The sequence below is a fragment of the Keratinibaculum paraultunense genome (genome assembly GCF_016767175.1).
Classification (GTDB): Bacteria; Bacillota; Clostridia; order Tissierellales; family Tepidimicrobiaceae; genus Keratinibaculum; species Keratinibaculum paraultunense.
The window spans coordinates 496,490-521,527 of record NZ_CP068564.1; the positions used below are offsets into that span (position 1 = coordinate 496,490).

21 protein-coding genes and 1 tRNA gene are annotated in these 25,038 nt (G+C 30.6%); 21 read left to right on the plus strand and 1 reads right to left on the minus strand.

Going from position 1 to position 25,038, the window contains the following annotated elements; all coding sequences use genetic code 11:
• Positions 1-237 precede the first annotated feature (237 nt).
• Entirely contained in the window at positions 238-1,878 is a 1,641-nt protein-coding gene (gene abc-f, locus JL105_RS02265) for a ribosomal protection-like ABC-F family protein (RefSeq protein WP_132029749.1), read from the plus strand.
• A 12-nt stretch (positions 1,879-1,890) separates the two neighbouring features.
• Here abc-f and JL105_RS02270 read toward each other — a convergent pair whose 3' ends face one another.
• Positions 1,891-2,787: a S41 family peptidase gene (locus JL105_RS02270; RefSeq protein ID WP_132029751.1), complete on the minus strand. Its 897-nt coding sequence runs from the start codon at positions 2,785-2,787 to the stop codon at positions 1,891-1,893.
• Between the two features lie 11 nt (positions 2,788-2,798).
• On the opposite strand from JL105_RS02270, the gene JL105_RS02275 reads away from it, so the two are divergent.
• The 20 genes from JL105_RS02275 (at position 2,799) to JL105_RS02370 (ending at position 25,037) form a co-directional block, all read left to right on the plus strand.
• A complete protein-coding gene (locus JL105_RS02275) occupies positions 2,799-3,353 on the plus strand; it encodes a class I SAM-dependent methyltransferase (protein ID WP_202690582.1) in 555 nt (184 codons plus the stop codon).
• Complete coding sequence (locus JL105_RS02280) at positions 3,332-3,592, plus strand: YkoF family thiamine/hydroxymethylpyrimidine-binding protein (protein WP_132029770.1); 261 nt, start codon at positions 3,332-3,334, stop codon at positions 3,590-3,592. The genes JL105_RS02275 and JL105_RS02280 overlap by 22 nt, the downstream gene beginning before the upstream one ends.
• 95 nt (positions 3,593-3,687) lie before the next feature.
• A complete protein-coding gene (locus JL105_RS02285; protein WP_202690583.1) occupies positions 3,688-4,860 on the plus strand; it encodes an iron-containing alcohol dehydrogenase in 1,173 nt (390 codons plus the stop codon).
• Between the two features lie 385 nt (positions 4,861-5,245).
• Positions 5,246-6,262, plus strand: coding sequence for an ISLre2 family transposase (locus tag JL105_RS02290; RefSeq protein WP_202690584.1), 1,017 nt, complete (start codon positions 5,246-5,248; stop codon positions 6,260-6,262).
• Positions 6,240-6,467, plus strand: coding sequence for a hypothetical protein (locus JL105_RS11515; RefSeq protein WP_273542368.1), 228 nt, complete (start codon positions 6,240-6,242; stop codon positions 6,465-6,467). The genes JL105_RS02290 and JL105_RS11515 overlap by 23 nt, the downstream gene beginning before the upstream one ends.
• A 187-nt stretch (positions 6,468-6,654) precedes the next feature.
• Positions 6,655-7,548: a hypothetical protein gene (locus JL105_RS02300; RefSeq protein WP_132026295.1), complete on the plus strand. Its 894-nt coding sequence runs from the start codon at positions 6,655-6,657 to the stop codon at positions 7,546-7,548.
• Positions 7,523-9,901, plus strand: a complete 2,379-nt coding sequence (locus tag JL105_RS02305) for a restriction endonuclease-like protein (protein ID WP_158279978.1) — start codon at positions 7,523-7,525, stop codon at positions 9,899-9,901. The genes JL105_RS02300 and JL105_RS02305 overlap by 26 nt, the downstream gene beginning before the upstream one ends.
• A 431-nt stretch (positions 9,902-10,332) precedes the next feature.
• Complete coding sequence (gene pcrA, locus JL105_RS02310) at positions 10,333-12,528, plus strand: DNA helicase PcrA (RefSeq protein WP_132026299.1); 2,196 nt, start codon at positions 10,333-10,335, stop codon at positions 12,526-12,528.
• Between the two features lie 4 nt (positions 12,529-12,532).
• Positions 12,533-14,527: an NAD-dependent DNA ligase LigA gene (gene ligA / locus JL105_RS02315; protein ID WP_132026301.1), complete on the plus strand. Its 1,995-nt coding sequence runs from the start codon at positions 12,533-12,535 to the stop codon at positions 14,525-14,527.
• Positions 14,528-14,640: 113 nt separating this feature from the next.
• Positions 14,641-14,925, plus strand: a complete 285-nt coding sequence (gene gatC / locus JL105_RS02320) for an Asp-tRNA(Asn)/Glu-tRNA(Gln) amidotransferase subunit GatC (RefSeq protein WP_158279979.1) — start codon at positions 14,641-14,643, stop codon at positions 14,923-14,925.
• A gap of 14 nt (positions 14,926-14,939) precedes the next feature.
• Positions 14,940-16,397 carry an Asp-tRNA(Asn)/Glu-tRNA(Gln) amidotransferase subunit GatA gene (gene gatA / locus JL105_RS02325; protein ID WP_132026304.1) on the plus strand — a complete coding sequence of 486 codons (1,458 nt, stop codon included), beginning with the start codon at positions 14,940-14,942 and terminating at the stop codon, positions 16,395-16,397.
• Positions 16,387-17,817, plus strand: coding sequence for an Asp-tRNA(Asn)/Glu-tRNA(Gln) amidotransferase subunit GatB (gatB, locus tag JL105_RS02330; protein ID WP_132026306.1), 1,431 nt, complete (start codon positions 16,387-16,389; stop codon positions 17,815-17,817). The genes gatA and gatB overlap by 11 nt, the downstream gene beginning before the upstream one ends.
• Before the next feature lie 150 nt (positions 17,818-17,967).
• Positions 17,968-18,963 (plus strand): AIR synthase family protein, encoded by a 996-nt coding sequence (locus tag JL105_RS02335; protein WP_132026308.1) that lies wholly within the window; start codon positions 17,968-17,970, stop codon positions 18,961-18,963.
• Between the two features lie 114 nt (positions 18,964-19,077).
• Positions 19,078-21,168, plus strand: a complete 2,091-nt coding sequence (locus tag JL105_RS02340) for an N-acetylmuramoyl-L-alanine amidase (RefSeq protein ID WP_132026310.1) — start codon at positions 19,078-19,080, stop codon at positions 21,166-21,168.
• 133 nt (positions 21,169-21,301) lie between these two features.
• Positions 21,302-21,820, plus strand: coding sequence for a DUF2179 domain-containing protein (locus JL105_RS02345; RefSeq protein ID WP_132026312.1), 519 nt, complete (start codon positions 21,302-21,304; stop codon positions 21,818-21,820).
• A gap of 61 nt (positions 21,821-21,881) precedes the next feature.
• The gene (locus JL105_RS02350; RefSeq protein ID WP_132026314.1) at positions 21,882-22,901 is read left to right on the plus strand and encodes a GerMN domain-containing protein; all 1,020 of its coding nucleotides are present in this window, start codon (positions 21,882-21,884) and stop codon (positions 22,899-22,901) included.
• A gap of 130 nt (positions 22,902-23,031) precedes the next feature.
• Positions 23,032-23,796 (plus strand): ribonuclease PH, encoded by a 765-nt coding sequence (gene rph, locus JL105_RS02355; protein ID WP_132026315.1) that lies wholly within the window; start codon positions 23,032-23,034, stop codon positions 23,794-23,796.
• On the plus strand, positions 23,789-24,424 hold the full coding sequence (gene rdgB / locus JL105_RS02360; protein WP_132026317.1) for an RdgB/HAM1 family non-canonical purine NTP pyrophosphatase: 636 nt from the start codon (positions 23,789-23,791) through the stop codon (positions 24,422-24,424). The genes rph and rdgB overlap by 8 nt, the downstream gene beginning before the upstream one ends.
• Positions 24,402-24,884 carry a YfcE family phosphodiesterase gene (locus JL105_RS02365; RefSeq protein WP_132026319.1) on the plus strand — a complete coding sequence of 161 codons (483 nt, stop codon included), beginning with the start codon at positions 24,402-24,404 and terminating at the stop codon, positions 24,882-24,884. The genes rdgB and JL105_RS02365 overlap by 23 nt, the downstream gene beginning before the upstream one ends.
• Positions 24,885-24,963: 79 nt before the next feature.
• A tRNA-Gly gene (locus tag JL105_RS02370) sits at positions 24,964-25,037 on the plus strand.
• The last annotated feature ends 1 nt before the right edge of the window (position 25,038 follow it).

Genomic DNA, 25,038 nt, shown 5'->3' on the forward strand with positions numbered 1-25,038 from the left:
AGGATGGAAATATATAATAATGAGAATGTAAGCCTTCACTATTTAGAACATTTTAATCTAAGTCTTAAACTGCCTATTTTAATAGGCTTTATTGTTGTTGAAAGATGTTCGGAAGGCGATTAAATTTATCATTTATTATATATTTCTATAAACATTAGTATAACTTTGCCAATGTATAATTTCTATATTTTATTATAAATGATAATTAATCCCTTCCTATATAAGGAGGGTTTTTTTATGCTTGTTTTAGATATTAGTAAGCTGAAAAAATATTATGGAGACAGGTTGATTCTAGATATTAAGGATTTAAAAATATATAGGGAAGATAAGGTAGGAATAGTTGGTTTAAATGGCAGTGGGAAAACCACTTTGTTAAACTTGATTTCCAAAGAGGTATTGCCAGATGAAGGATTTATAAGAACTTTTGGGAATATATCCTATATCAAACAGTTGGAATATGGAAATGCAGAAATAGCCCACGGAAAGTATATATCAGAATTTGGATTGAAAGGTAAAAAGAGATCCTATATGAGTGGGGGAGAATTGACCAGACTAAAAATAGCTGAAGCTTTTTCCAAAGATTGCAGCCTGCTTCTTGCAGATGAGCCTACATCTAATCTGGATTTAGATGGAATTAATATGCTGCTAGAAAAGTTATTAAATTTCGATAATGCCTTGTTAATAGTTTCCCATGACAGGGATTTACTAGATAGGGTATGTAATAAGATTTTGGAAATTGAAGATGGTCATGTAAAATTATATGATGGGAATTACTCTGACTACAAAGAACAGAAGGAGCTGGAAAGAAAAACTAAGGAATTAGAATATGAAAAGTATATTAAGGAGAAAAGGAGATTAGAAAGGGCAATCATTGAAACCAAAAACAAGTCTAGAAGTATTAAGAAAACACCAAGACGGATGGGAATTTCAGAAGCTAGACTTCATAAAATGGGAAATCAGAGCGCAAAGAGGAGCTTAGAGAAAAAAGCAAAGGCTATACAAAGCAGGTTAGAAAAGTTAGAGGTGAAGGAGAAGGTAAAGGATATAGAAAAAGTAAGGGTAGATATATTGGGAGACGAAATTCACACAAAGATCCTTATAGAAGGTCAAGATATAAATAAATCCTTTGGTAAGAGAACATTATTTAAGAAGGGGAATTTTCAAATTTATAATGGCAGTAAAACTGCTCTTATAGGGGATAACGGTAGTGGAAAAACTACTTTACTAAACATGATAATGAATGAGGAAAAGGGTATTAAAATATCCCGTAAAGCAAAAATAGGATATTTTAGTCAGGATTTAAGCATATTAGATGAGAATAAATCTATAATAGAAAACATAATGGAAACGAGTATTTATGATGAGACCACCATAAGGATTATGCTAGCCAGATTATTATTTAAGAGGGAAGATGTGTACAAGAAGGTAAAGGTATTAAGCGGTGGGGAAAGGGTTAAGGTTTCACTAGCGAAAATATTAAGCTCTGATTTTAATATGCTGATATTAGATGAACCGACCAATTATTTGGATATTTACTCCATAGAAGCTGTAGAAGAGGCTTTAATAGAATATGAAGGAACTATTTTATTCGTATCCCATGACAGGAGATTTATAGATAAAATTGCAGATAATATTATCTATATTGAGAATCATAGAATAAAAACCTTTAATGGCAGATTAAAGGAATTGGAAAATAGAAAGAATAGGCCAGTGGATATGGATGAAAAGAAATTAGCAGAGGAAAAGGCAATCCTTCAATATAGGTTATCCGAAATACTGGGAAAGCTTTCAATGGCAGATAAAGATGAGGATATAGAGGCATTGGATAAGGAGTATAAGAAGATATTAGAAAAATTAAAAGCCATTAATGAAAACTAAGTCGATATCGACTTAGTTTTCATTTAATACATACTGAATAGCCTTATCATACCTATAATCCTTACTTGGGACAGCACTTACCTTTACATGGGGTGTGGTTTTAACTTCTTCGTTAATGGTAAAATCCCCATTTAAAGCCATCATAGAACTAAACCTTATTACTATTCCGCTATTTGGTAGTGAAAAGAATAAGGGGTCAATACCAATGCCATCCCCACCAGTGGTTTCACCTACCAGGGTAGCAAATCCGCTATCCTTGCAGAAGGCTGCAAAGCTTTCCGAGGAAGAATAAACCCTATAATCAACCAACAGATATATTTTACCCCTAAAATCTATAGGGTCTTTAGGTTTTATGGTTTTGGTAACCTTCCAATATCTTTGAAAATTCCTTTCTACTTCCTCTGGCATCTTTTTTAAAATATCCTGATCTAAATGGGATATGGGTTTTAGCTTTATGCCCCGTGATCTGTAAAAGGGGTTACCATAATCTCCTCTGACTAATAGATAATTGCTGACGGAAATTGGCTCCTTAGCTAAGGGGGAAATAACATTGGCTTGCCAATAATGGTCACTGCCGCCAGAATTTCCCCTGATATCTATTATCAGCTTTTCATAATCCTTTATTTCTTCGTAGAACTTCCTTATTTCCTTTCCATCTTCTTCAACCCGGCCACCGTCCATGACATGGATTTTTAAGTAGGCTACCTTATTAGGCACTATTATATCCGTTTCAAATGCGGGATTAGTATTACCGAAATATCCAATTTCTTCATCATTTTCTTGTTTTGAATAATTGTATCTGGCTAAAACTTTTTCTTCATTAAAGACCTTAGACCAGGGATTTTCAAATAGTATCCTATCCTGTGAATAGGCTTTATGGTACCATTTAAAATGTTCCTTTTCTACCACATGGGTAGGGTATGAAGGTTTTGGATGTTGGATGCGGTACAGGGAATTTTAGCATAAAGCTAGCTAAGATGGGCTGTGAAGTAGTAGGCATAGATGTATCCAAGGAGATGCTTAAAGTTGCAGAAGAGAAGGCTAAGAAGGAAGGCCTGAATATAAAATTCTACAATATGGATGTATATGATATGAAATTTGAGGATAACTGCTTTGATGGAGTAATATCAGTTACAGCTTTTGAATTTCTAAAGGATCCAGAAAAGGCTATAGAAGAAATGTTTAGGGTGCTCAAGCCTAATGGCTATTTATTAATAGGCACTATCAATAAAGACAGTGCCTGGGGAGAAATGTATTTATCTAAAGAGTTCCAGGAAAATTCTGTGTTCAAGTATGCAAATTTTAAAACTGTAGAAGATATGAAAAGCTATAAAAAGGACCATTTAGTAGACATTAAGGAATGCCTATTCATTCCTCCTACTATAGAGGAAGAATATATCTCCATGGAAAAAGAAAGGGAATTGTCTAAAGAAGGGAAAAGGGGAGGATTTATATGTGCCCTGTGGAAAAAATAGCTTCTTGTGAAATAGCCTTCGTACCTATTGGTACTGAAGACTATATTCCCCATATAGACAAAGTTTTAGAAATAATCAAATCTTATAATTTAGAATACCAAGTGGGAATAATGTCTACTACCATAAGAGGGGACAAGGATAAGATACACAAGCTCATATTAGATATTTATAATACTATGGATGGAGAATGTAAATTTACTATGGATATAAAACTTTCTAATTTATGTGGCTGTGTGTAGAAATAGGATAAGCATGGTATAATATACTTGCTATAGATTACTGGAAGTTATGGGCCAGTATGTAGTAGACTACAAAACAACATAGGAGGCGTAAAATGAAAAATTTCCATTATTCCATACCTACAGAAATATTTTTTGGAAAAGGCCAAATTAAGGTATTGGCAGATGAGATTAAAAAGTACGGCACAAGGGTCCTTCTAACTTATGGTGGAGGAAGTATTAAGAGGATAGGACTTTATCAGGAAGTAGTAGATATACTAAAGGATAACCATATCCCCTTCTGGGAACTATCAGGCATAGAACCTAACCCTAGAATAGATAGTGTAAGGGAAGGAATCAAAATAGTTAGGGAAAATAACATAGATTTTATACTGGCTGTTGGAGGAGGAAGCACCATTGACTGCTCCAAGGCAATAGCTGCTGGCTATTACTATGATGGAGATCCCTGGGACTTGGTAATAAAGAAGGCTGAAGTTGTAGATGCTCTACCCTTAGGTACAATACTGACACTGGCTGCCACTGGTTCTGAAATGGATAGAGGAGCTGTTATTTCCAACTTAGAAACTAAACAGAAGCTATCTTTTGACCACATATCCATGGCTCCTAAGTTTTCCATACTAGACCCAACTTATACATTTACCGTTCCTAAGGTACAAACAGCTGCTGGAATTGCTGATATAATGAGCCACACTTTCGAAAACTATTTTACACTGAACGATGGAGCCTACCTGCAAGATAGATTTGCAGAAGCCATACTAAAGACTTGTATCAAATACGGCAAAATAGCCTTTGAAGAGCCAGAAAACTATGAGGCAAGGGCTAATATCATGTGGGCTTCCAGCTGGGCCATAAATGGCTTACTTTCCTATGGAAAAGATTCACAATGGAGTGTCCACCCTATAGAACACGAACTATCTGCCTTTTATGATATTACCCATGGTATAGGTTTAGCCATATTAACTCCAGCCTGGATGGAATATGTGCTAGATGATGAGAGAGTGGATAAGTTTGTAGAATATGGAGTAAATGTATGGGATATTGATAGGAATATGGATAAATACGAAATTGCAAAGCTAGCTATTCAAAAAACAAGAGAGTTCTTTAAATCCCTAGAGATCCCAATGTCCTTGAGGGAAGTAGGAATTAAAGAAGAAGACCTAGAAAAGATGGCTAAGGCTGCTATAGATAATAATGATGGTAAAAAAATAGGGAACTTCAAGCCTTTAGATTATGAAGATGTGCTAAACATATACAAAAAAGCTTATTAAAGTTTTTAGATTATCAAAGCCGCAGGAGTATTGCGGCTTTGATTTTTGTTGAAGAACAATATGTCAGAATTTACTGCGAAAGTATATGCTAGATTCTATGAACCAAAGAACAAACACTCTACCATATCTTTAAAACCTTTAAGAGCATAAAAAGTGATAAAAGATAGAACTTATGTAAGCAGAGATATCTAGACATAGTTATATCTATCGACCCTCAATAGTGCAAAACCCCCTGGGGGTCGATGGAAAGTTGCTTATATTTAGAGAAGGAGATGATTTCAATGATTAGACCCAAAATTTTTTCTTAAAGCGTATAAATAAAATTGCCCATGTTAGTGTAAAATAATTGTAGGAAAAAACACAAAAAAGAATAGCCCCATATGTTATGATAGAAGTGTCAAAAACAAAAATCATAATAAAGGAGGCTATTCTTATAAATACAATTATACACGAAATTATAGAAAAAATCACTAGAGATTTCAATAATAATATAGAGGATTTGATGTTAAATAGCAGGGATATATCAAGATTCATAATAAATACTAAAAAATCATTGGATGAAATAGGAACAATGATAGTAAAAGAAGCTATAGAAACATCCTATGAGAAATCAGGTAAAAGAGCCTCAAGTAATGTACAAGTAACAAAACAAACAGTAATGAACACCATAAGAAAGCTAGGAGAAGTAGAAAATGACGAAGCGAAATTGCCAACTAAAAAGAAACAAGTAAAAACAATCTATATAGAAGCAGACGAAGACCATGTAGCATTGCAAAATGGGAAAAATAAAAAAATAAAATTAATCTATGTCCATGAAGGCAAGAAATACAAATCAAAAGGAAGATATGAATTAATAAATAAAAGATACTTTACAGGCGCATTAAAAAATAGTGAAGAATTATGGCTAGAAGTTGCTAATTATCTAGAAGAAGCATATGAAATGGATAAGGTAGAAAAGATATATATCTCAGGAGATGGAGCAAGCTGGATAAAAGAAGGACTAAACTGGATTAAAGGAAGTAAACACGTACTAGATTACTTTCATTTATCCAAGTATGTAAGAAAAGCAACAGCACATATGCCTCATACAATAGAAGTATTATGGAGCTATATAAATAACCGTAATAAAGACCATGTAAAAGAATTACTAAACTTCATAATAGAAGAAACAGAATCACAGGCCAAGAAAGAAGCAGTGAAGGACAGTAAAAGATATATATTAAACCATTGGGACTCAATAATGAGGGGTTATGAGGAAGAATACATAGGTTGTAGTGCAGAAGGTCATATAAGCCATATATTATCCTCTAGATTAAGCTCAAGGTCATTAGGTATTAAGCTCAAGACCATTAGGTTGGAGTTTGGTAGGAGCAGATCAAATGGCTCGCTTAAGAGTATATAAAGCAAATGGTGGTGATATATACGAATTACTAAGTAAGAAAAAAGGAGAAAGGCAAAAGGAAAATAGAATAATAGAGTTAGAAAAAAAGGTAGTAAAGAAGAAACTAAGAACAGCATCAGCAGAAACCATAGACAATATACCCTATATAAATGATGGAAGAAGAACTTGGCAACGACAGATACTAAAAGCCATTAGAGGTGCTTAAAAAGAATCAATAGTAGGTAACAAACAAATTTAAATATAGAAAGAGCTATAATGAATAATAAAATAAAATGTTATAGCTTAATTTAGTGACCCCAAAAACAAATAGCTTATAAAAAATTGGTGAAACAAGCAACTATGCACTTTTCATAAAATATGGGGAGATTTAAAAAAATTTTTCCTACAGTAACTTGACACTATCTAAGCCAGATTGGAATGATTCTACTGAATTAATAGGTTATTGGAATCTTCAAAATGAATTTGTGCCAGGTAAGCTTACTAAGATTATTTATAAAGCTGTGAATGATAGAGAGAATCCATATTTTGTGTGTTTAGATGAAATGAATCTAGCAAGGGTAGAGTATTATTTAAGTGATTTCTTGAGTATTGTAGAAACTAGAAGATTTAATAAAAATAGAGACATTATTACTGATAATATTTTTGATGAAAATGTAGAAAAATATTCTCATCTTTATTTTCCTGATAATTTGTATATTATTGGAACCGTAAATATGGATGACACTACCTATTCTTTTAGTAGAAAAGTTCTCGATAGAGCTAATACGATAGAATTTTCGCATGTAAATCTTAATTTTTTAGACTTTAGTTTCAATGACATTGAAACTGTGAATATTGATAATGAATTCTTAAAGACAAGATATATAAATATAAAGGATGCACTTGCAGATGATAAGGCATATGTAGATAAAATTAACAAAAAAATTATTGAGATAAATACCATTTTAGAATCAAGTAATAAACATTTTGGATATAGGGTTAGGGATGAGATAGTATTCTATATGTTAGAAAATTATTGTTTAAAATTGTTAGATGAAGATGTTGCATTTGATTATCAATTAATGCAAAAAATATTGCCAACGATCATGGGGAGTGACTATAAAACTAAACAAACATTAATCCAATTATATAATTTTTGCAATCCAGATCACCAGATAATAGAAAGTATCTCTTATATAGATGAAGCGGAAAAAAATCTTAGTTTTGCAAGATATAAGCAAAGTGCGAAAAAGATTGTTCATATGATGAGGGGTTATGAAGATGGATTTACTTCCTACTGGTTATAAAAATCTTTTAATAATAGAGTCAGATAAATTTGACTTGTATATAAGTGGTAAAATCCATAATTTAAAATCAGACATATTAAATTTAAATCAAAACCAAGAAGCCGGATTATTTGTAAGAGCCCAAGAAGACATTAATGTAATAGTGAAAACGTCTGATAGATTTGGCAATTTAGGAATAAATTATGGGTACAAGATGATGCCTTCTTTTTTTGATAATCAAATATATCAACTATATCTTAATAAAAAGGGGAATAGAGATATTGAAATATATCATTTAGATGATGAAATTAGAAATTCTCTACAGACTTATGGAGATGTAATAGTAGGAAATTTTAATTTCATTAATGAGGTAGGATATACAACTTTTAAGATAAGAGAAAATAGTGCTGTGTTACTATCGTTGACTATTGAAGTCTTCCCATCTAAGATGGATTATAAAGAGGATTATATGGCTATGATGGATGAAATAAATGAGGAAATATCTGCTTTAGCTTTTGATTTTCTGGGTACTACTTTTCACATGGCTACTTTAAAGGATACGGATTTACAAAGTGGAGTAGAATTTATTAGCATATTAGAAACCATATATAATAAATTTGAAGATTCGCTTAAAAGGATTGAAAATAGCCCGAAACACGCAATAATTCAAGAAGAAAAAGTTGTTAATCCTTGGATGGTTAAGCGTCCATCAAAAAATAATATAAACTTCTTTAGAAGCCATCCTAAATTATTATATAAGGATAATAAAGGATTTATAGAGATTAATGGAGTTAATTATTATCCAATTAAGGCTATAGAGCTTGAAAAAAAGACTAGCTTAGATATTTTTGAGAATAGGTATGTTAAGTATATTTTAATGAGACTTAAAAAGAAGATAGTTAAAATAAAAAATAATATTATAATTGAGTATAATAAAGAAAACGAATACTATAAGGTTCTAGAGAAAATAGAGAAAAAAATAGATGGACACTTGAAGAGCTTTTTTAAAGATATTGGTGATTTAAAAAATCCTTATAGCACCACTTTGGTATTTCAAATGGCACCAGGTTATAGAGAGATATATAAATACTATATGATTTTAAATAAAGGACTTACGTTGGGAGATGATCTGTATAGCATTTCACCTAAAAAAATATGGAAACTGTATGAGATTTGGTGTTACTTAAAAATAGATAAAATTATTAAAGAATTAGGCTATAAGGTAACTGATTATGGAATAATAGCCCCTACAAATGATGGTTTAACATTTAATTTATTACAGGATAAGACTTCGAAGATAGAATATATAAATGAAGAAGGTGAAATTCTAGAACTTTGGTATAATAAAAGTTATCAAAACTTACCAACTACCGAACAAAAACCAGACACGGTATTGTGTTTAAATAAAAAAGGCGAAAGGGATAGGATGTACATATTTGATGCGAAATATAGAATTGATGTGAAAGATGGCATAGCTGGTCCACTAGAAGAGGATATTAATGAAATGCATAGATATAGAGATGCAATTGTTGCTGAAATGAAGGATGATTTTGAATATAGGTTTGAAACGTTCGGAGCATATATAATGTTTCCCTATGCTGATGAGAAGAAATTTACAAATCATAAATATTATAAGAGCATAGATAAAGTGAATATTGGAGCTTTTCCAATACTACCAGGAACTTATGAATTAATGAGAAATCACATAGAGAGTATTTTGTTTGAATCAGAAATTGAATCTAAAGAAAGAGTTATAAGACATGTAGTTGATGATGACAGTAGATTTAAATATAAAAATGTATTAGTAGCAAATACAAAAGATAAAAGACATTTAGAAGCTTATGTGAAAAACAATTTCTACCATATACCATTAAAATATATGTCAACAGTTAGACCTGGTATAGAATACATTGCTTTTTATCAATCTATAAGAATGTTTGGTGATGAAGCAGGTATAAATTATTATGGGAAGATTAAAAAGATGAGATTATATAAAAGGAGTCAGTGTAAAGAGTTAATTAAAAAAAGTGATGAAATGTATATTAGATTTGAATTGGAATATGTAAAAAAAATAGGACCAATTAAACCAGTAGAGTATGGCATAGAATTGTTTATTTATACCACTAAGTATTTACTTGATAATGCTGAAACTGTACATGAACTATCTTTAAAGAATAGGAATGAAGTAGAATTATACAGAATTTTAAAAAACATTAAAAAGGAAGGTCACATAGTAAAGAGAATGGCAAACTATTTTGAGGTAGATGGTATAAAAGTTGAGGTATTAAACAAGAACACATTTAGGATAGATGGAAGACTATATGATACTACATTTGATGAGATAGGGTATATACTGAGAAATTTATCTACATAGTAAAATATTTTATTATTAGCATCAGATAATATATGTTAGCAAAGGTTTTGTTTTTATGATTTTTATCAAAAAAATTTCTATGTATTCCTTAATTAGATGGATTTATAAAACAATAATTATTTTTTATTATAACATAGTTGATTTAAATTATTAATAACAGGCATCAAGGTAGAATAATTATTAGTATCACCTTTTAATTAATTTATAAGTAATAGATAAACCTGGAATGTTTGTTAATAGTCCCTTTAGCTTTTATCTTTTCTTTATTTAGGTTTTTTATAGTCTTTGGTCTCCTATAAGCCTATAAGTCTAGGCTTTTATTTTTTTGGGAACATATTTATAACTTAATAATATTAATAATTAATTTGGCAAAAACCTCATCATTATTATATAATAAAAAGGAAACTAATGTTTAATAGGATGGTGACAAAATGGATTATATAAGTGGTTTGAATGATAGACAAAAGGAGGCTGTTCTTCATCCTGAAGGGCCTTTACTTATTTTAGCTGGGGCTGGAAGTGGTAAAACACGCGTGTTAACTCATAGAATAGCTTATTTAATAGAGGAGAGAAAGATTTTCCCAGGAAATATTTTGGCAATAACCTTTACTAATAAAGCTGCTAATGAAATGAAAGAAAGAGTAGCAGAATTACTAGGTGGAGATATAGGATACATATGGATGGGGACTTTCCATTCTATATGTGTGAGGATATTGAGGCAGGATATAGATAAAATTGGATATGATAGAAGTTTTTCCATATATGATAGGGATGATCAAATAACCTTAATGAAAGAATGTATAAAGGAGCAAAATTTAAACAAGGATATATATAAAGAAAGGTCTATATTGGGAAATATAAGTTCTTTGAAAGATGCTATGATTTCTCCTGATACATATATTAATCAAAATTATAATGATTATTATAGGAGAAATGTAGGAGAATTGTATGCATTATATCAAAAGAAGCTAAAGCAAAATAATGCATTAGATTTTGATGATTTAATTATTAAAACTTTGGAATTGTTTAGAGCAGATCCAATGGTATTGGATTATTATCAAAAGAAGTTTAAATATATATTTGTGGATGAATTTCAGGATACAAACAAATCCCAATATGAATTAATAAGACTATTAGCTGATAAACACAAGAATTTGTGTGTAGTGGGAGATGATGATCAATCTATATACAAGTTTCGTGGTGCGGATATAACTAATATACTTAATTTTGAAAAGGATTTTCCAAATACCAAGATAATAAAGTTAGAACAAAATTATCGTTCCACAAAGAATATATTAAACGTAGCAAATCATGTTATAAAAAATAATTCTGAAAGGAAGGACAAAAGTCTTTGGACGGATAATGAAGAAGGTAATTTAGTTGTAGTAGAAACTTTACCTGATTCTCAAGAGGAAGCTTATTTTGTAGCTAATATGATAGAAAAATTAATGGTTGAAGGTTATAAGCCATCGGATTTTGCTATATTATATAGGACTAATGCTCAATCTAGAACTTTTGAAGAGGTATTTATAAAGAGGGGTATTCCATATAAGATAGTGGGCGGTTTAAGATTTTATGATAGGAAAGAAATCAAGGATATATTAGCCTATTTAAAATTAATTCAAAATCCTGTTGATGATATTTCATTAAAACGAATAATAAATGTACCTAAAAGAGGAATTGGCAATGCCACAATGGGGAAAATTGAACAATATGCTAATGAAGTTGGAGAGAGTATATATAGCGTACTTCAAAAATTAGATGATATACCAGATTTATCTACTAGAGCTAAAAATAGTATAAAAGGATTTGTAGAAATTGTAAATAATTTAATGAGAATAAAAGAACAAATGAGTATAAAGGATTTTATAGAGGAAGTATTAAAGGAAACGAACTATATAAAAGAATTGGAGAAACAGGATGATATAGAGTCTAGAACAAGATTAGAAAATATTAGAGAATTTATATCAGTAGCTGTAGATTTTGAGGTTAAAAATCCAGAAGGCAATTTGGAGGATTTTTTAGCCACTGTATCTCTTCTTTCTGATGTTGATAAGACGGAGGATTTAAAGAATACAGCTACAATGTTAACGGTACATTCAGCTAAAGGGTTGGAATTTCCTGTAGTATTTTTAGTAGGCATGGAAGAAGGATTATTTCCCATATTTAGAGCATTGGATAATGAATCAGAATTAGAGGAGGAAAGAAGACTCTGCTATGTAGCTATAACTAGAGCACAGAAGTTATTGTTTATAACTCATGCTAAGATTAGAACTATATACGGAAATACAAGCTATAGCCTACCTTCTAGATTTATAGATGAAATTCCTAAAAATTTAATTACTACAACGGAAGAAAGTAGTAATTTGGGAAATAATAAAAGACGATTAGTAAATATAGTAGATCGTACTAAAAGGAGAAAAAATAATACAGTTAAATCTCAAGAAAATAAAGATAAGGTACAAGTAGGCACTAAAGTAAATCACAAAAAATGGGGGATAGGTACTGTTGTACAAATAAAAAATAAGGATGAAGATAAGGAACTAGTTATTGCTTTTAACGAACCAATAGGTTTAAAACGATTATTGCTTTCTATTGCTCCCATAGAAATTGTGAAAGGAGATTAGTAGTATGGAAGATAAACTTAAAAGGATGGAAGAACTTATAGATATTATAAATGAGTTAAATTATTACTACTATACATTGGATAATCCTAAAGTAAGTGATAAGGAATATGATGAATTATATGATGAATTGGTAAGGTTAGAGAAGGAAACAGGAGTGGTTTATCCATATTCTCCTACTCAAAGAGTTGGTGGAGAGATACTTGATAAATTTGAAAAACATACTCATTTGGGAAGACTTTGGAGTTTGGACAAATGTCAAAATTATGGGGAATTGAGAAATTGGGATAATAGGGTTAGACGTTTAATAGATGAATACAATAGCAAAAATGAAAATAAGCTGCCATCCCCTACCTATGTAGTAGAATATAAATTTGATGGTTTAACCATAAATGTAACCTATGAAGATGGGAAATTGGTACAAGGTGCAACTAGGGGAAATGGGATAGTTGGTGAAGCTATACTTCCCCAGATAAAGACAATAAAATCAATACCACTAAAAATAGAGTATAAAGGATTAATGGAAGTTCAAGGAGAAGGGCTTATGCCCTTATCTGTCCTTGAAGAATATAATAAAAAAGCTGAGGAACCTTTAAAAAACGCAAGAAATGCTGCAGCAGGTGCATTGAGAAATTTAGATCCTAGGGTTACAGCTGAAAGAAAATTAGTAGCATATTTTTATAACGTAGGATACATAGAAGGCAAGGAGTTTAAAACCCATATGGAAATGTTACAATTTTTAAAAGATAATAGGTTGCCTGTATATAATTATGCTTCAGAATGTCAAAATATAGATGAGGTTATAGAAGAGATTGAAAAGATAGAAGAAAGACGGCATCATTTGGATATATTAACTGATGGAGCAGTTATAAAAATAAATGATATAAAAACTAGAGAGGTGTTAGGTTACACAACCAAATTTCCCCGCTGGGCTATAGCGTATAAGTTTGAAGCAGAGGAGGTTACTACAAAATTAATTGATGTGGAATGGAATGTAGGTAGAACAGGTAAAGTTACCCCTACTGCTATATTGGAACCAGTGGAAATTGGTGGTGCTACTATAAGAAGAGCAACATTAAATAATTTTGATGATATTCAAAGAAAGGGAGTAAAAATTAATTCTAGAGTTTTAGTTAGAAGATCTAATGAAGTAATTCCAGAAATAATGGGGGTTGTAGATACCAATGAGGAAACAAAGGAAATAAAAAAACCTACCCATTGTCCTGCATGCAATAGTGAGTTAATTCAGGATGGAGTTCATATTTTTTGCCCTAATTCTTTAACATGTAAACCTCAGCTAGTTTCTAGAATGGTTCATTTTGCCAGTAGAGATGCTATGAATATTGAAGGATTTAATGAAAAGACTGCAGAAAAACTATTTGAAGAATTAAATTTGAAAGATATAGCAGATATATATGAAATAAAATATGAAGATTTAATAAAGTTAGAAGGATTTAAAGATAAAAAAGCTAGAAACTTGCTTGATGCAATAGAAAGAAGTAAGGATGTTACACTAGATGCATTTATATATGCTTTAGGTATTAGAAATGTAGGAATAAAAACAGCTCGAGACTTAGCAGATCATTTTAAATCCTTAGAAAAACTTAAAAACGCTACTTATGAGGAACTCCTCACTATACCAGATATAGGACCTAAAACAGCTGAAAACATAATAGAATTTTTTCATGATGAAAGAATATTACAAGGATTAGATAAATTGTTATCAGAAGGAGTTAATCCTAGATATCAAGATATAAAAGTGAAAGAATCGCCTTTTACCAATAAAACAGTAGTTATTACAGGTACTATAGAAGGTTATACTAGAAAAGAATTAAAGGATCTAATTGAAAAACTAGGAGGTAAGGTGACTAACTCTGTTAGTAATAAAACTGATTATGTAATAGTAGGAGAAAATCCAGGTAGTAAATATGAAAAAGCATTGGAATTAGGCATCGAGATAATAGATGAAGAAAAATTAAAACAACTCATATCCAATAAATAACTATCAAAAAAGGTGCCTGGCACCTTTTTTGATAGTTATTTGCCTAATTTTAAACAAATTGGTTTTTCTTATTTTCCATGATAAAATAGGAGATAGTAAAGGAGGTAATGATTATGATTAGTATAGAGGATATAATGTATATATCTGAAATGTGTAAGTTAAAATTTACTGAAGATGAGGCGAAAAAAATTATAGAAGAATTTACAGAGATTATTAATTGTGTTGATAAGTTGGGAGAAGTAAATACAGAGAATGTAGCACCAACCTATTTTATAAATTATAATATGCAACTTTTAAGGGAAGATGTAGTAGAGGAAGGCTTATCAAAAGAAGATGCTTTAAGAAATGCTCCAGAAGAACAATATGGATATTTTAAATTGTTAAATGTAATGGACTAGAAAGAGGTGTTAATATGGATATTATAAATTTAACTGCTATGGATATGAGAGAAAAACTTAAAAACAAAGAAATAAGTGCTAGGGATATAGTAGAAGCTCATATTGATAGACTTCAAAAGATGGAAGAAGATTTAAATGCTTTTATAACTATATCTAAGGAAGAAGCATTAAATGCAGCAGATATTATAGATGAAAAGATAAAGAAAGGAGAAAAACTAGGACCTTTAGCTGGAATACCTATAGGGGTCAAGGACAATATAATAACTAAAGATATAAAAACGACTTGTGGCTCTAAAATGTTAGAAAACTTTATTCCTCCATATGAATCTACTGTTGTAGAAAAAATAAAAAAAGCTGATGGTATAATTTTAGGAAAGACCAATATGGATGAATTTGCTATGGGTTCTTCTACTGAAACTTCATATTTTGGTATTACTAAAAATCCCATAGATACACAAAGAGTACCAGGGGGTTCCAGTGGAGGCTCAGCAGCTGCTGTAAGGGCAAAGGAAGTAGCTATAGCATTAGGTTCAGATACTGGAGGTTCCATTAGACAACCTGCTAGCTTCTGTGGTGTTGTGGGATTAAAGCCTACATATGGGTTGGTTTCTAGATATGGACTTGTTTCTTTGGCTAATTCTTTAGATCAAATAGGAACATTAGGAAGAAATGTTACTGATGTGGCATTATTATTAAATGCCATTGTAGGTTATGATGAAAAGGATTCTACAAGTGTAAACATGGATATTATAGATTATATAGAAGGACTTTCTGAAGATGTTAAGGGAATGAGAATAGGGGTTCCAAAAGAATATTTAAATTTAAATATGGATGAAAGGGTAAAGGAACAGATATTAAATTCAATAGAAATATTTAAGAATATGGGAGCCGTAGTAGAAGAAATATCTTTGCCTCATATAGAGTATGCATTAGCAACTTATTATATTATATCTACTGCAGAGATTAGTTCTAATATGGCTAGATTTGATGGAATTAGATATGGATATAGAGCTAAGGATTATGAAACTTTAGACGAATTATATATTAATAGTCGTTCTGAGGCATTTGGAGAAGAGGTAAAGAGAAGAATAATGTTTGGAACCTATAGTTTAAGTAAGGATAATAATGAAAAAATTTATAAAAAAGCTGCAAAGGTGAGAACTATTATAAAAGAAGATTTTGATAAAATATTTGAAGATTATGATATAATTCTTTCACCAACTTCGCCTAGTTTACCTTTTAGAATAGGTGAAAGGATAGAGGAGCCTTTAGCAATGTATAAATCTGATATATTTACTGTGCCTATTAATTTGACAGGAATATGTGCTATTTCCATACCTTGTGGTTATGTGGAAGGGCTACCTGTAGGACTACAAATAATAGGTGACAAATTTGAGGAATTAAAAGTATTAAGATTAGCAAGAGCTTTTGAAAAACATGTATCTTTAGGGGGTGAAAATATTGGCTTATAAAACTGTAATAGGATTAGAAATTCATGTGGAGCTTATGACGGATACTAAGATATTTTGTAGTTGTCCCAACGAATTTGGAGGAGAAGCTAATACCCATTGTTGTCCAGTATGCTTAGGGTTACCTGGGGCTTTACCAGTTCTTAACAAGGCAGTGCTAGAATATGCAATAAAGGCAGGGATTGCTTTTAATTCTAAAATTGCCAATATAACTAAAATGGATAGAAAACATTACTTTTATCCTGATTTAGTTAAGGGTTATCAAATAAGTCAAGATGATGTACCCCTATGCAGTGGTGGATATGTAGAAATTGAATTGGAAGAAGGAACTAAGAAAATAGGACTTACTAGAATTCATATAGAAGAAGATACAGGTAAGTCTATTCATACTGAAGAAGGAGATTCCTTATTGGACTATAACAGAGCAGGGGTACCATTAATTGAGATAGTTACAGAACCAGATATGAATACTCCAGAGGAAGCACGACTATTTTTAGAGAAATTAAAATCTACTTTAAAATATATAGAAGTATCTGATTGTAAGATGGAAGAAGGTTCTTTAAGATGTGATATAAATATTAATGTAGTGGACACTGAAACTGGCAAAAAAACTAATATAACAGAGCTTAAGAATTTAAATTCCTTTAGTGGAGCAGTAAAAGCTATGGAGTATGAAGAAAAAAGGCATATATCTTTACTTAAAGAAGGGGAAAACACTGAAAGGGAAACTAGAAGATGGGATGAGGTAAAAAATGAAACTATAATTATGAGGGAAAAAGGAGAAGTGGCTGATTATAGATATGCAGTAGAGACTGATATACTTCCTATTGAAATAAAAGATGAATGGATAGAGGAGTTAAAGAATTCCTTGCCTGAATTACCTCATGCTAAGAAACAAAGATTTATAAAAGAATATGATATACCAGAATATGATGCAGGAGTATTAACTCAATCTAAGGAATTGGCGGATTTTTATGAAGAAACGGTAAAATATATTGATGATCCTAAGCAGGTTAGCAATTGGATAATGGGGGATGTACTAAGAAGAATAAATGATGAAGAACTGGAAATAGAAGATTTGAAGTTTAAACCTAAGGATTTAGCTAAATTGCTAGAATTGATAAACGAAGGTAAGATAAGTAACAATATTGGAAAAAAAGTGCTTAGAACTATGTTTGAAACTGGAGATTCACCAGAAAAAATAGTAAAGGAAAAAGGCTTAATCCAAATATCTGATGAAGATGAACTTGAGAAGATAGTTGAAAAAGTATTATCTGAGAATGAACAATCTATAATAGATTATAAAAATGGAAAAGATAGAGCTTTAGGATATTTAGTAGGGCAAGTGATGAAGGTTACTAAGGGAAAAGCAAATCCTCAAATGGCTAATCAAATTATAAGGGATATGATAGAAGAGCAATAAAGATATTTAATAATAAAGGGACTGTTTTTTCAGTCCCCATTTTTAATTAAAGTGTACTTAGAATGTACCAAAAGTGTTTATATTTTGATACAATATACTTACATATGTAATAGATAAATATAGTTTAAATATGCTAGGAGGTTTTATGAGATGCAAATAGGGAAATTACCAAATGAAGTGCTAAAAAAAGCTGTATTTAACAATATTAAGTATAAAAGAAAAGAAGTTATTCAAGGTGCAGCTATAGGAATGGACAATGCTATTATAGATTTTGGTGATAATATATGTGTAATGTCTACAGATCCTATTACGGGTGCAACTAAGGATATTGGTAGATTAGCAATACATATATCTTGTAACGATGTAGCTAGTAGTGGCGCTGAACCTATAGGAGTTTTACTGACTATTTTAGTTCCTCCAAATACTACAGAGGATGATATTCATTATATCATGAAGGAAGCAGGGAATGCTTCTAAGGAATTAAATGTGGAGATAATGGGAGGGCATACAGAAGTAACTGATGCGGTAAATCGAGTGGTTTTATCTACAACTGTAGTTGGGAAACAAAGGAAAGAAAAAATGTTAAATCCTGATAATATAAAAGTAGGACACAAAGTGCTTATGACAAAATATGCTGGAATTGAAGGAACTTCTATTTTAGCCAATGAGCTTGAAGATTATCTAAAGGATAAAATTGACAAATCACAAGTAGAGGAAGCCAAGTCTATGGGGAAATTTATCAGTGTTGTTAAAGAGGGAATTATATGTGGCGAAATAGGAGTAGACTATATGCATGATATAACAGAAGGGGGAGTACTTGGGGCAGTTTGGGAAGGAGCCATGGCAATTGGTAAGGGTATAAAAATATATGAACATCTAATACCTATAAAGGATGTTACTAAAAGAATTGCGCATATATTAGAAATAGATCCTTATAGATTAATTTCTAGTGGTAGTATGCTTATAATAACATCTGATGATAAAGTTCCCATTATAGAAAAAAGGTTAAAATTAGAAGGGATTAAGGTTACGGTTATTGGGGAAGTTATAGAAAAAGGAGTTTATGTTGAAAAGAATGACAATATAGAAGAAATAGTTCCTCCATATAGTGATGAATTATATAAAGCTCTCTCTATTCTAAATTAATATTACATTATGATTACAAAACTCTTAATTCATTGACATAATAAGCATTAAAATGATATAAATAATTTAAGGCTGATTAATTAATAATGAACAATCTGGAAAGGGGCATTTGGCATGAGAAAAGGGAAAGCTATAGTATTCTTTTTACTAATTTTACTTATTTTCAGTTCTCCAGGATTTGCAGCTAGTAAAAACAATAAGATTGTAGTAAGTATGGAAAACAAGAATTATACTGTAACGGAGGTTCCAGTTTTAATAGATGGACAAGCAATAGACATAGGCATTCCAAATTTTATTCATAAGGATTATACATTTGTCCCTATAAGGTTTGTAGAACAATATGGTGCAAAAGTAAGCTGGGATCAAAAGACTAAAACTGCTACAATATTTCAAAACAACAAAGAAATAAAGATGACTATAAATAGTAGAAATGTATATGTAAATGGTCAAAAGAAGGTAGTGGATAAAGCTCTTACTCCTAAACTTGTTACTTTTCCTAGCAAAAAAGATACTAGAACTATGGTGCCTTTTAGGTTAGTGGCAGAAATTCTTGGATATGAAGTAGGATGGGATGATGCAAATAGGGTTCCATTTATAAATACTAAAGGTATAAAAACACCAGAGGAAAGTTCTAATGTTATGGAGATAACTAATATATCTGTAAGTAAAGGAAGCACCAATATACCAAAGATAACTATAAATGGAACTGATAAATTTAAGTATTCTACAGCTTTATTGGAAGATCCTCATAGATTAGTGATAGATATTGATGATGCTAAATTAAATATAAAAGATAATATACTTTTTGAAAATGGAGTAGGAGTTTTAAAAGTAAATAGTGATCCAGTTTCTTCTTTAAAAATATCCCAATTTTCTCAATCTCCAGATGTAGTAAGAATAGTGGTTAATTTGACGGAAAAGGTAGATTTCGATATTATATCTGGAGAAAACGGCAAAAGTCTTAACATATCATTTGTAAACAAAGTAGGAAAAATTAAAAAGGAAAATATAAATGGTAAAGAAGCATTGGTAATATATAATACATGTAGTAAACCTAAAATTAATTATATGAATCTTAAGAACCCAGAACGAATAGTAATAGATATATTAGATTCATTATTAGAGACTGGAACTTACTTAGAATATGATTATGATATAGGCTTTATAGAAAAAATTAGGATATCTCAGTTTGAACCAGATAATAATTATAAATCAAATGATAGAATTGTCAGAGTAGTGTTAGATGTTAAAAATGGAGTTTCAGATTCAAATGTGAAAATTGATACATATGATAATCGAATTGTTATAACACCTGAAACTAGTATATGGGAGATTATTGATTATTCTTTGAAAGGAACGGATAGAATTATATCCATTAATACAAATGAAAAAATAGAGTATAATGTAGATTACAATAGCCAAGAAAAATTTATGACTATTAATCTTCCATCAGGAAGTTTGGATTTAGAAGAAGGGTATATAGCTATTAACGATGGATTAATAAAAGATATACGAATAGTAAAAGAAAGAAATGTATCTAAAATTATAATTAAATTTATGAGAAATATTGAATATAGCATATTATCAAATAATATAGATAATAAAATATCTTTAAAAATAACTAGAGATTCGAATGCAAAGCCTTCTGATAGAGTAATAGCAATAGACCCAGGACATGGAGGTAAAGATCCTGGTACTATTCAAAATGGTGTTAATGAAAAAGATATAAACTTAGCAGTTTCACATAAACTTAATGAAGGCTTAAGAAATAAAGGATATACTACTATAATGACAAGGGAAGATGATACTTTTGTAGAATTAAAAGAAAGAGCAAATATTGCAAATAGAAATGGAGCAGATTTATTTATAAGTATACATTCTAATTCGAACTCAAATTCTAGTATATCTGGAGTTCAGGTGCTATACCATTCAAAAGATAAGACAAATGTTACGAAAGAGGAAACATATAAATTGGCTAATATTATAAAAGAAGAGATTATAAAAGGAACTGGAGCTGAAGATAAAGGACTTGTACCAAGGGAACAAACAGTAGTTATAAGGGATACTAATATGCCAGCAGTATTGATAGAATTAGGTTTTTTAAGCAATCCTAAAGAGGCAGAATTATTAAAGGATGAAAGTTATCAATATTTGTTAGTAGAGTCCATTATAAATGGTATAGAAAGATATTTTGAAACATATTAAAGTGGGGAAATTTCTCCACTTTTTTTATTGTGTTGACATTATAACTAGCTTATTATATATTATATTAATGTCCAAACTAAGAAAAAAATTTGGTTAATATAATATATATACTGCTGTATTGGGGGGAGTTATAATGTTTGAGTATTTGATTATCTTTTTTGCACGAGTGGTAGATGTTACATTAGCTACTATAAGAACATTAATGGTAGTTCAAGGTAGAAAAATTCATTCAGCAGTTATAGGTTTTTTTGAAGTTAGTATATATGTAGCTGCATTGGGTAAAGTAGTTAGTAATTTAGATGATCCAAGAAATTTATTAGCATATGCTTTAGGTTTTGCTTGCGGTAATTATATAGGTATTACTATAGAGAATAGGATAGCTTTAGGGAATCTTGTAGTTCAAATAGTACTTTCATCAGATGGAAATGATTTTGAATTAGCTGAAAAGTTGAGAAATTCAGGATTTGGAGTAACTATTTTGCATGGAGAAGGAAAAGAAGGTAGTAAAAAAGTACTTCAGGTTGCTATAAATAGGAAAGATTTAGATAAATTAGAAAAAATAGTTTATAATTATGATGGCAAAGCATTTATTACAACTAGTTCTGTAAATTGTGTAAGTGGAGGCTATTTTTCAACCAGTAAAAAGAAATAATAATCATAGTACCCCTAATTCATTAATATAATGTAATAACAAGTATGGAAGGGGGTAAAAAATGAATAATAAAAAAATAAAAGTGGCATTTTTAATAATATTAATAACTTTAATTGCTGTAAGTTGTAAAAGTAAGGAAGGTTTTAAAAAACTTTTTTCAAAAGAGGAAGAACTGGAAATTATAAGATCTGATGATTTAGAGTTTGAGATTACTGACGAGAGTGGTATGAGAAGAACTATATTATATTTTAAAGATAAACAAGGATTATTAGTACCATTGATGAAAAAAATACCTTGGGAAGAAGGTATTGCTAAATCAGCTTTAGAAAATATGATTGATAGTCCTGAATTAAGAGAAAGTATTGCTGCTACAGGTTTAATTCCTATAATTCCAGCAGGTACAGAAATAAGAGGTATGACTATAGATGAAGAAACAGGACTTTGTAAAGTGGATTTTTCAAAAGAAGTATTAAACTATGAAACAGAAAAAGATGAAGAAAATTTAATCAAAGGAGTAGTATATACTTTGACAGAATTTCAATCAATTGATGAAGTTCAATTTTTAGTAGATGGAGAACCTATTCCTGTTATGAAATATGGAACTGATATGTCTAATCCAATTAAAAGAGAAAATATAAATTTAGCATTGGATACAGAAGATCAGCGTTCTAAGATTGTAGTGTATTATAAGGGTGTTAATTATGAAGAGGATTATGAATATTTTGTTCCTATAACTATACCAACTTTAGCACCTATTCCTAATGTATATACTGCATTAGAAGTGCTATTTGATGGACCACCAATGGATTTGGGGCTTAGTTCCTATATCCCTCAAGGGACAAGTTTTCATGGAGTAGATATAAAAAATGGAATAGCTTATATAGATATTTCTTTTGATTATGGAGATCCTCCTAATGATCCTCAAGTATTTAATAATATGATAAAAAATATAGGTTTAACATTATCAGAGTTTGATGAAGTAGAAAAAGTAGAGTTACTTATTGATGGTAAAGGAATAGAAGAGTTAGGATTAGAGTTTAATATAGATACTGCAATTCCTGCGTTTGCAAATGAGTATTAAGCTGTCCAGAGGACAGCTTATTTTGTTTTTAAGAAAGTATAAAAAAATTAAAGTAGTTTACAATATAGAAAAAAGAGAAAAAATTTGATAGAATAGGATGAGTAATATATAAGTAATGGGAGTTGTTAATATGGTTAGAATTGATGGTAGGGATTATGATGAATTAAGGGATGTAAAAATTATTAGAAATTATTTGAAGCATCCACAAGGTTCTGTTCTTATTGAAATGGGAAATACTAAAGTGATATGTACTGCTATGATAGATGATAAGGTTCCTCCATTTTTAAAAGGAACAAATACAGGTTGGATTACAGCAGAATATTCTATGATTCCTGGATCTACAGTTCATAGAAAATTTAGAGATTCTACAAGAGGGAAGGTAGAGGGTAGATCTCAAGAAATTCAAAGATTAATTGGTAGGTCTTTGAGGGGAGTTATTGATTTAAATTTAATTGGAGAAAAGACTATTTGGATAGATTGCGATGTTATTCAAGCTGATGGCGGTACTAGAACTGCTTCTATTACAGGAGGTTTTGTGGCTCTTGTGGATGCAGTAAATTGGTTATATAAAAAAGGGGAAATTAAACAAATCCCTATATCTAATTTTGTTTCAGCTGTATCTGTAGGAATTGTTGATAATTCTCCAATATTGGATTTGTGTTTTGATGAGGATTATAGAGCTTCAGTGGATATGAATGTAGTTATGACAGATGACAATCAATTTATTGAAATACAAGGAACAGGGGAAAAGAGTACTTTTTCTAAAGATGAACTATATAAATTACTAAATTTAGCTGAAAAAGGAAATGAAAAATTAGTATCTAAGCAAAAGGAAGTTTTAGGAAATATCAGTAAATTGATAGGGAAAGATAAGGAAGGAGAGGTTCATGGCTAGAAGAAAACTTATTTTAGCAACAGGAAATTTAGATAAAGTAGTGGAAATGAAAGAAATATTAAAGGATTTGCCAGTAGATATTTTTTCTAAAAAGGATTTAGAACTCGAAGAGTTTGAAGTGGTAGAGGATGGGAAAACTTTAGAAGAAAATGCTATGAAAAAAGCCATGGCTTTGAAGGAAAAGGTAGAAGGCATAATTATTGCTGATGATACTGGATTATTTGTGAAAGCATTAAATGGTGCTCCTGGAGTATATTCCGCACGATATGGAGGAATAGAACACGACTATATTAAAAATAATAATAAATTGCTTGAAGAATTAAAGAATGTGCCAATAGATAAAAGAGAGGCGTATTTTAAGACTGTAATAGTAGTAATACTAGAAGACGGAAGTAGTTTTGTTGTTGAAGGTGTATGTGAAGGTGCTATAGGTTTTGAACTTAAAGGAGATAACGGATTTGGATATGATCCACTATTTATACCAAAGGGTTATGATAAGTCTTTTGGAGAATTAGGGCTAGATATAAAAAATAAAATTAGTCATAGGGCTAAAGCGTTGGAGAAATTAAAAGAGCAATTATATAAGATACTAAAGGATGATGCACATGAAGATATTTGTAGTAAGTGATACTCATGGAAGTACTAGGGATTTTATCAATCAAATAAACAATATGGATAAACCAGAATTAATTATTCATTTAGGAGATTATGTGGAAGATGGAGAGAAAATAGAGGAATATACAGGTATAAAAACTGTTATAGTTAAGGGAAATGGTGATTATTTTCATACAAAATATAATGAAGATGAAATTCTTTATATAAAAGGGAAAACTTTATTTTTAACTCATGGGCATACTTATGGTGTAAAATATGGCATAAATAGGTTGCTTTATAAAGCAGAAGAAATAGGTGCTGATTTAGTATTATTTGGACATACCCATAGTCCTATTTTATTTAAAGAAAATAATATAATATTTATGAATCCAGGGAGTTCTTCTTTCCCAAGGGGTTTTAATAGAAGAAAGACTTTTGGCATGATATATGTGAAGGATAAAATATTGGCGGAAATATTAAATATAAATGAATAAAAAATAAAAAACTATTGACATTAGTAGATTAACCTGCTATAATTCTATATTGTCAGTAGTAAGACTTAGGAGGATAAATGCGGGTGTAGCTCAGTGGTAGAGCACTGGCTTCCCAAGCCAGTAGCGAGGGTTCGATCCCCTTCACCCGCTCCAA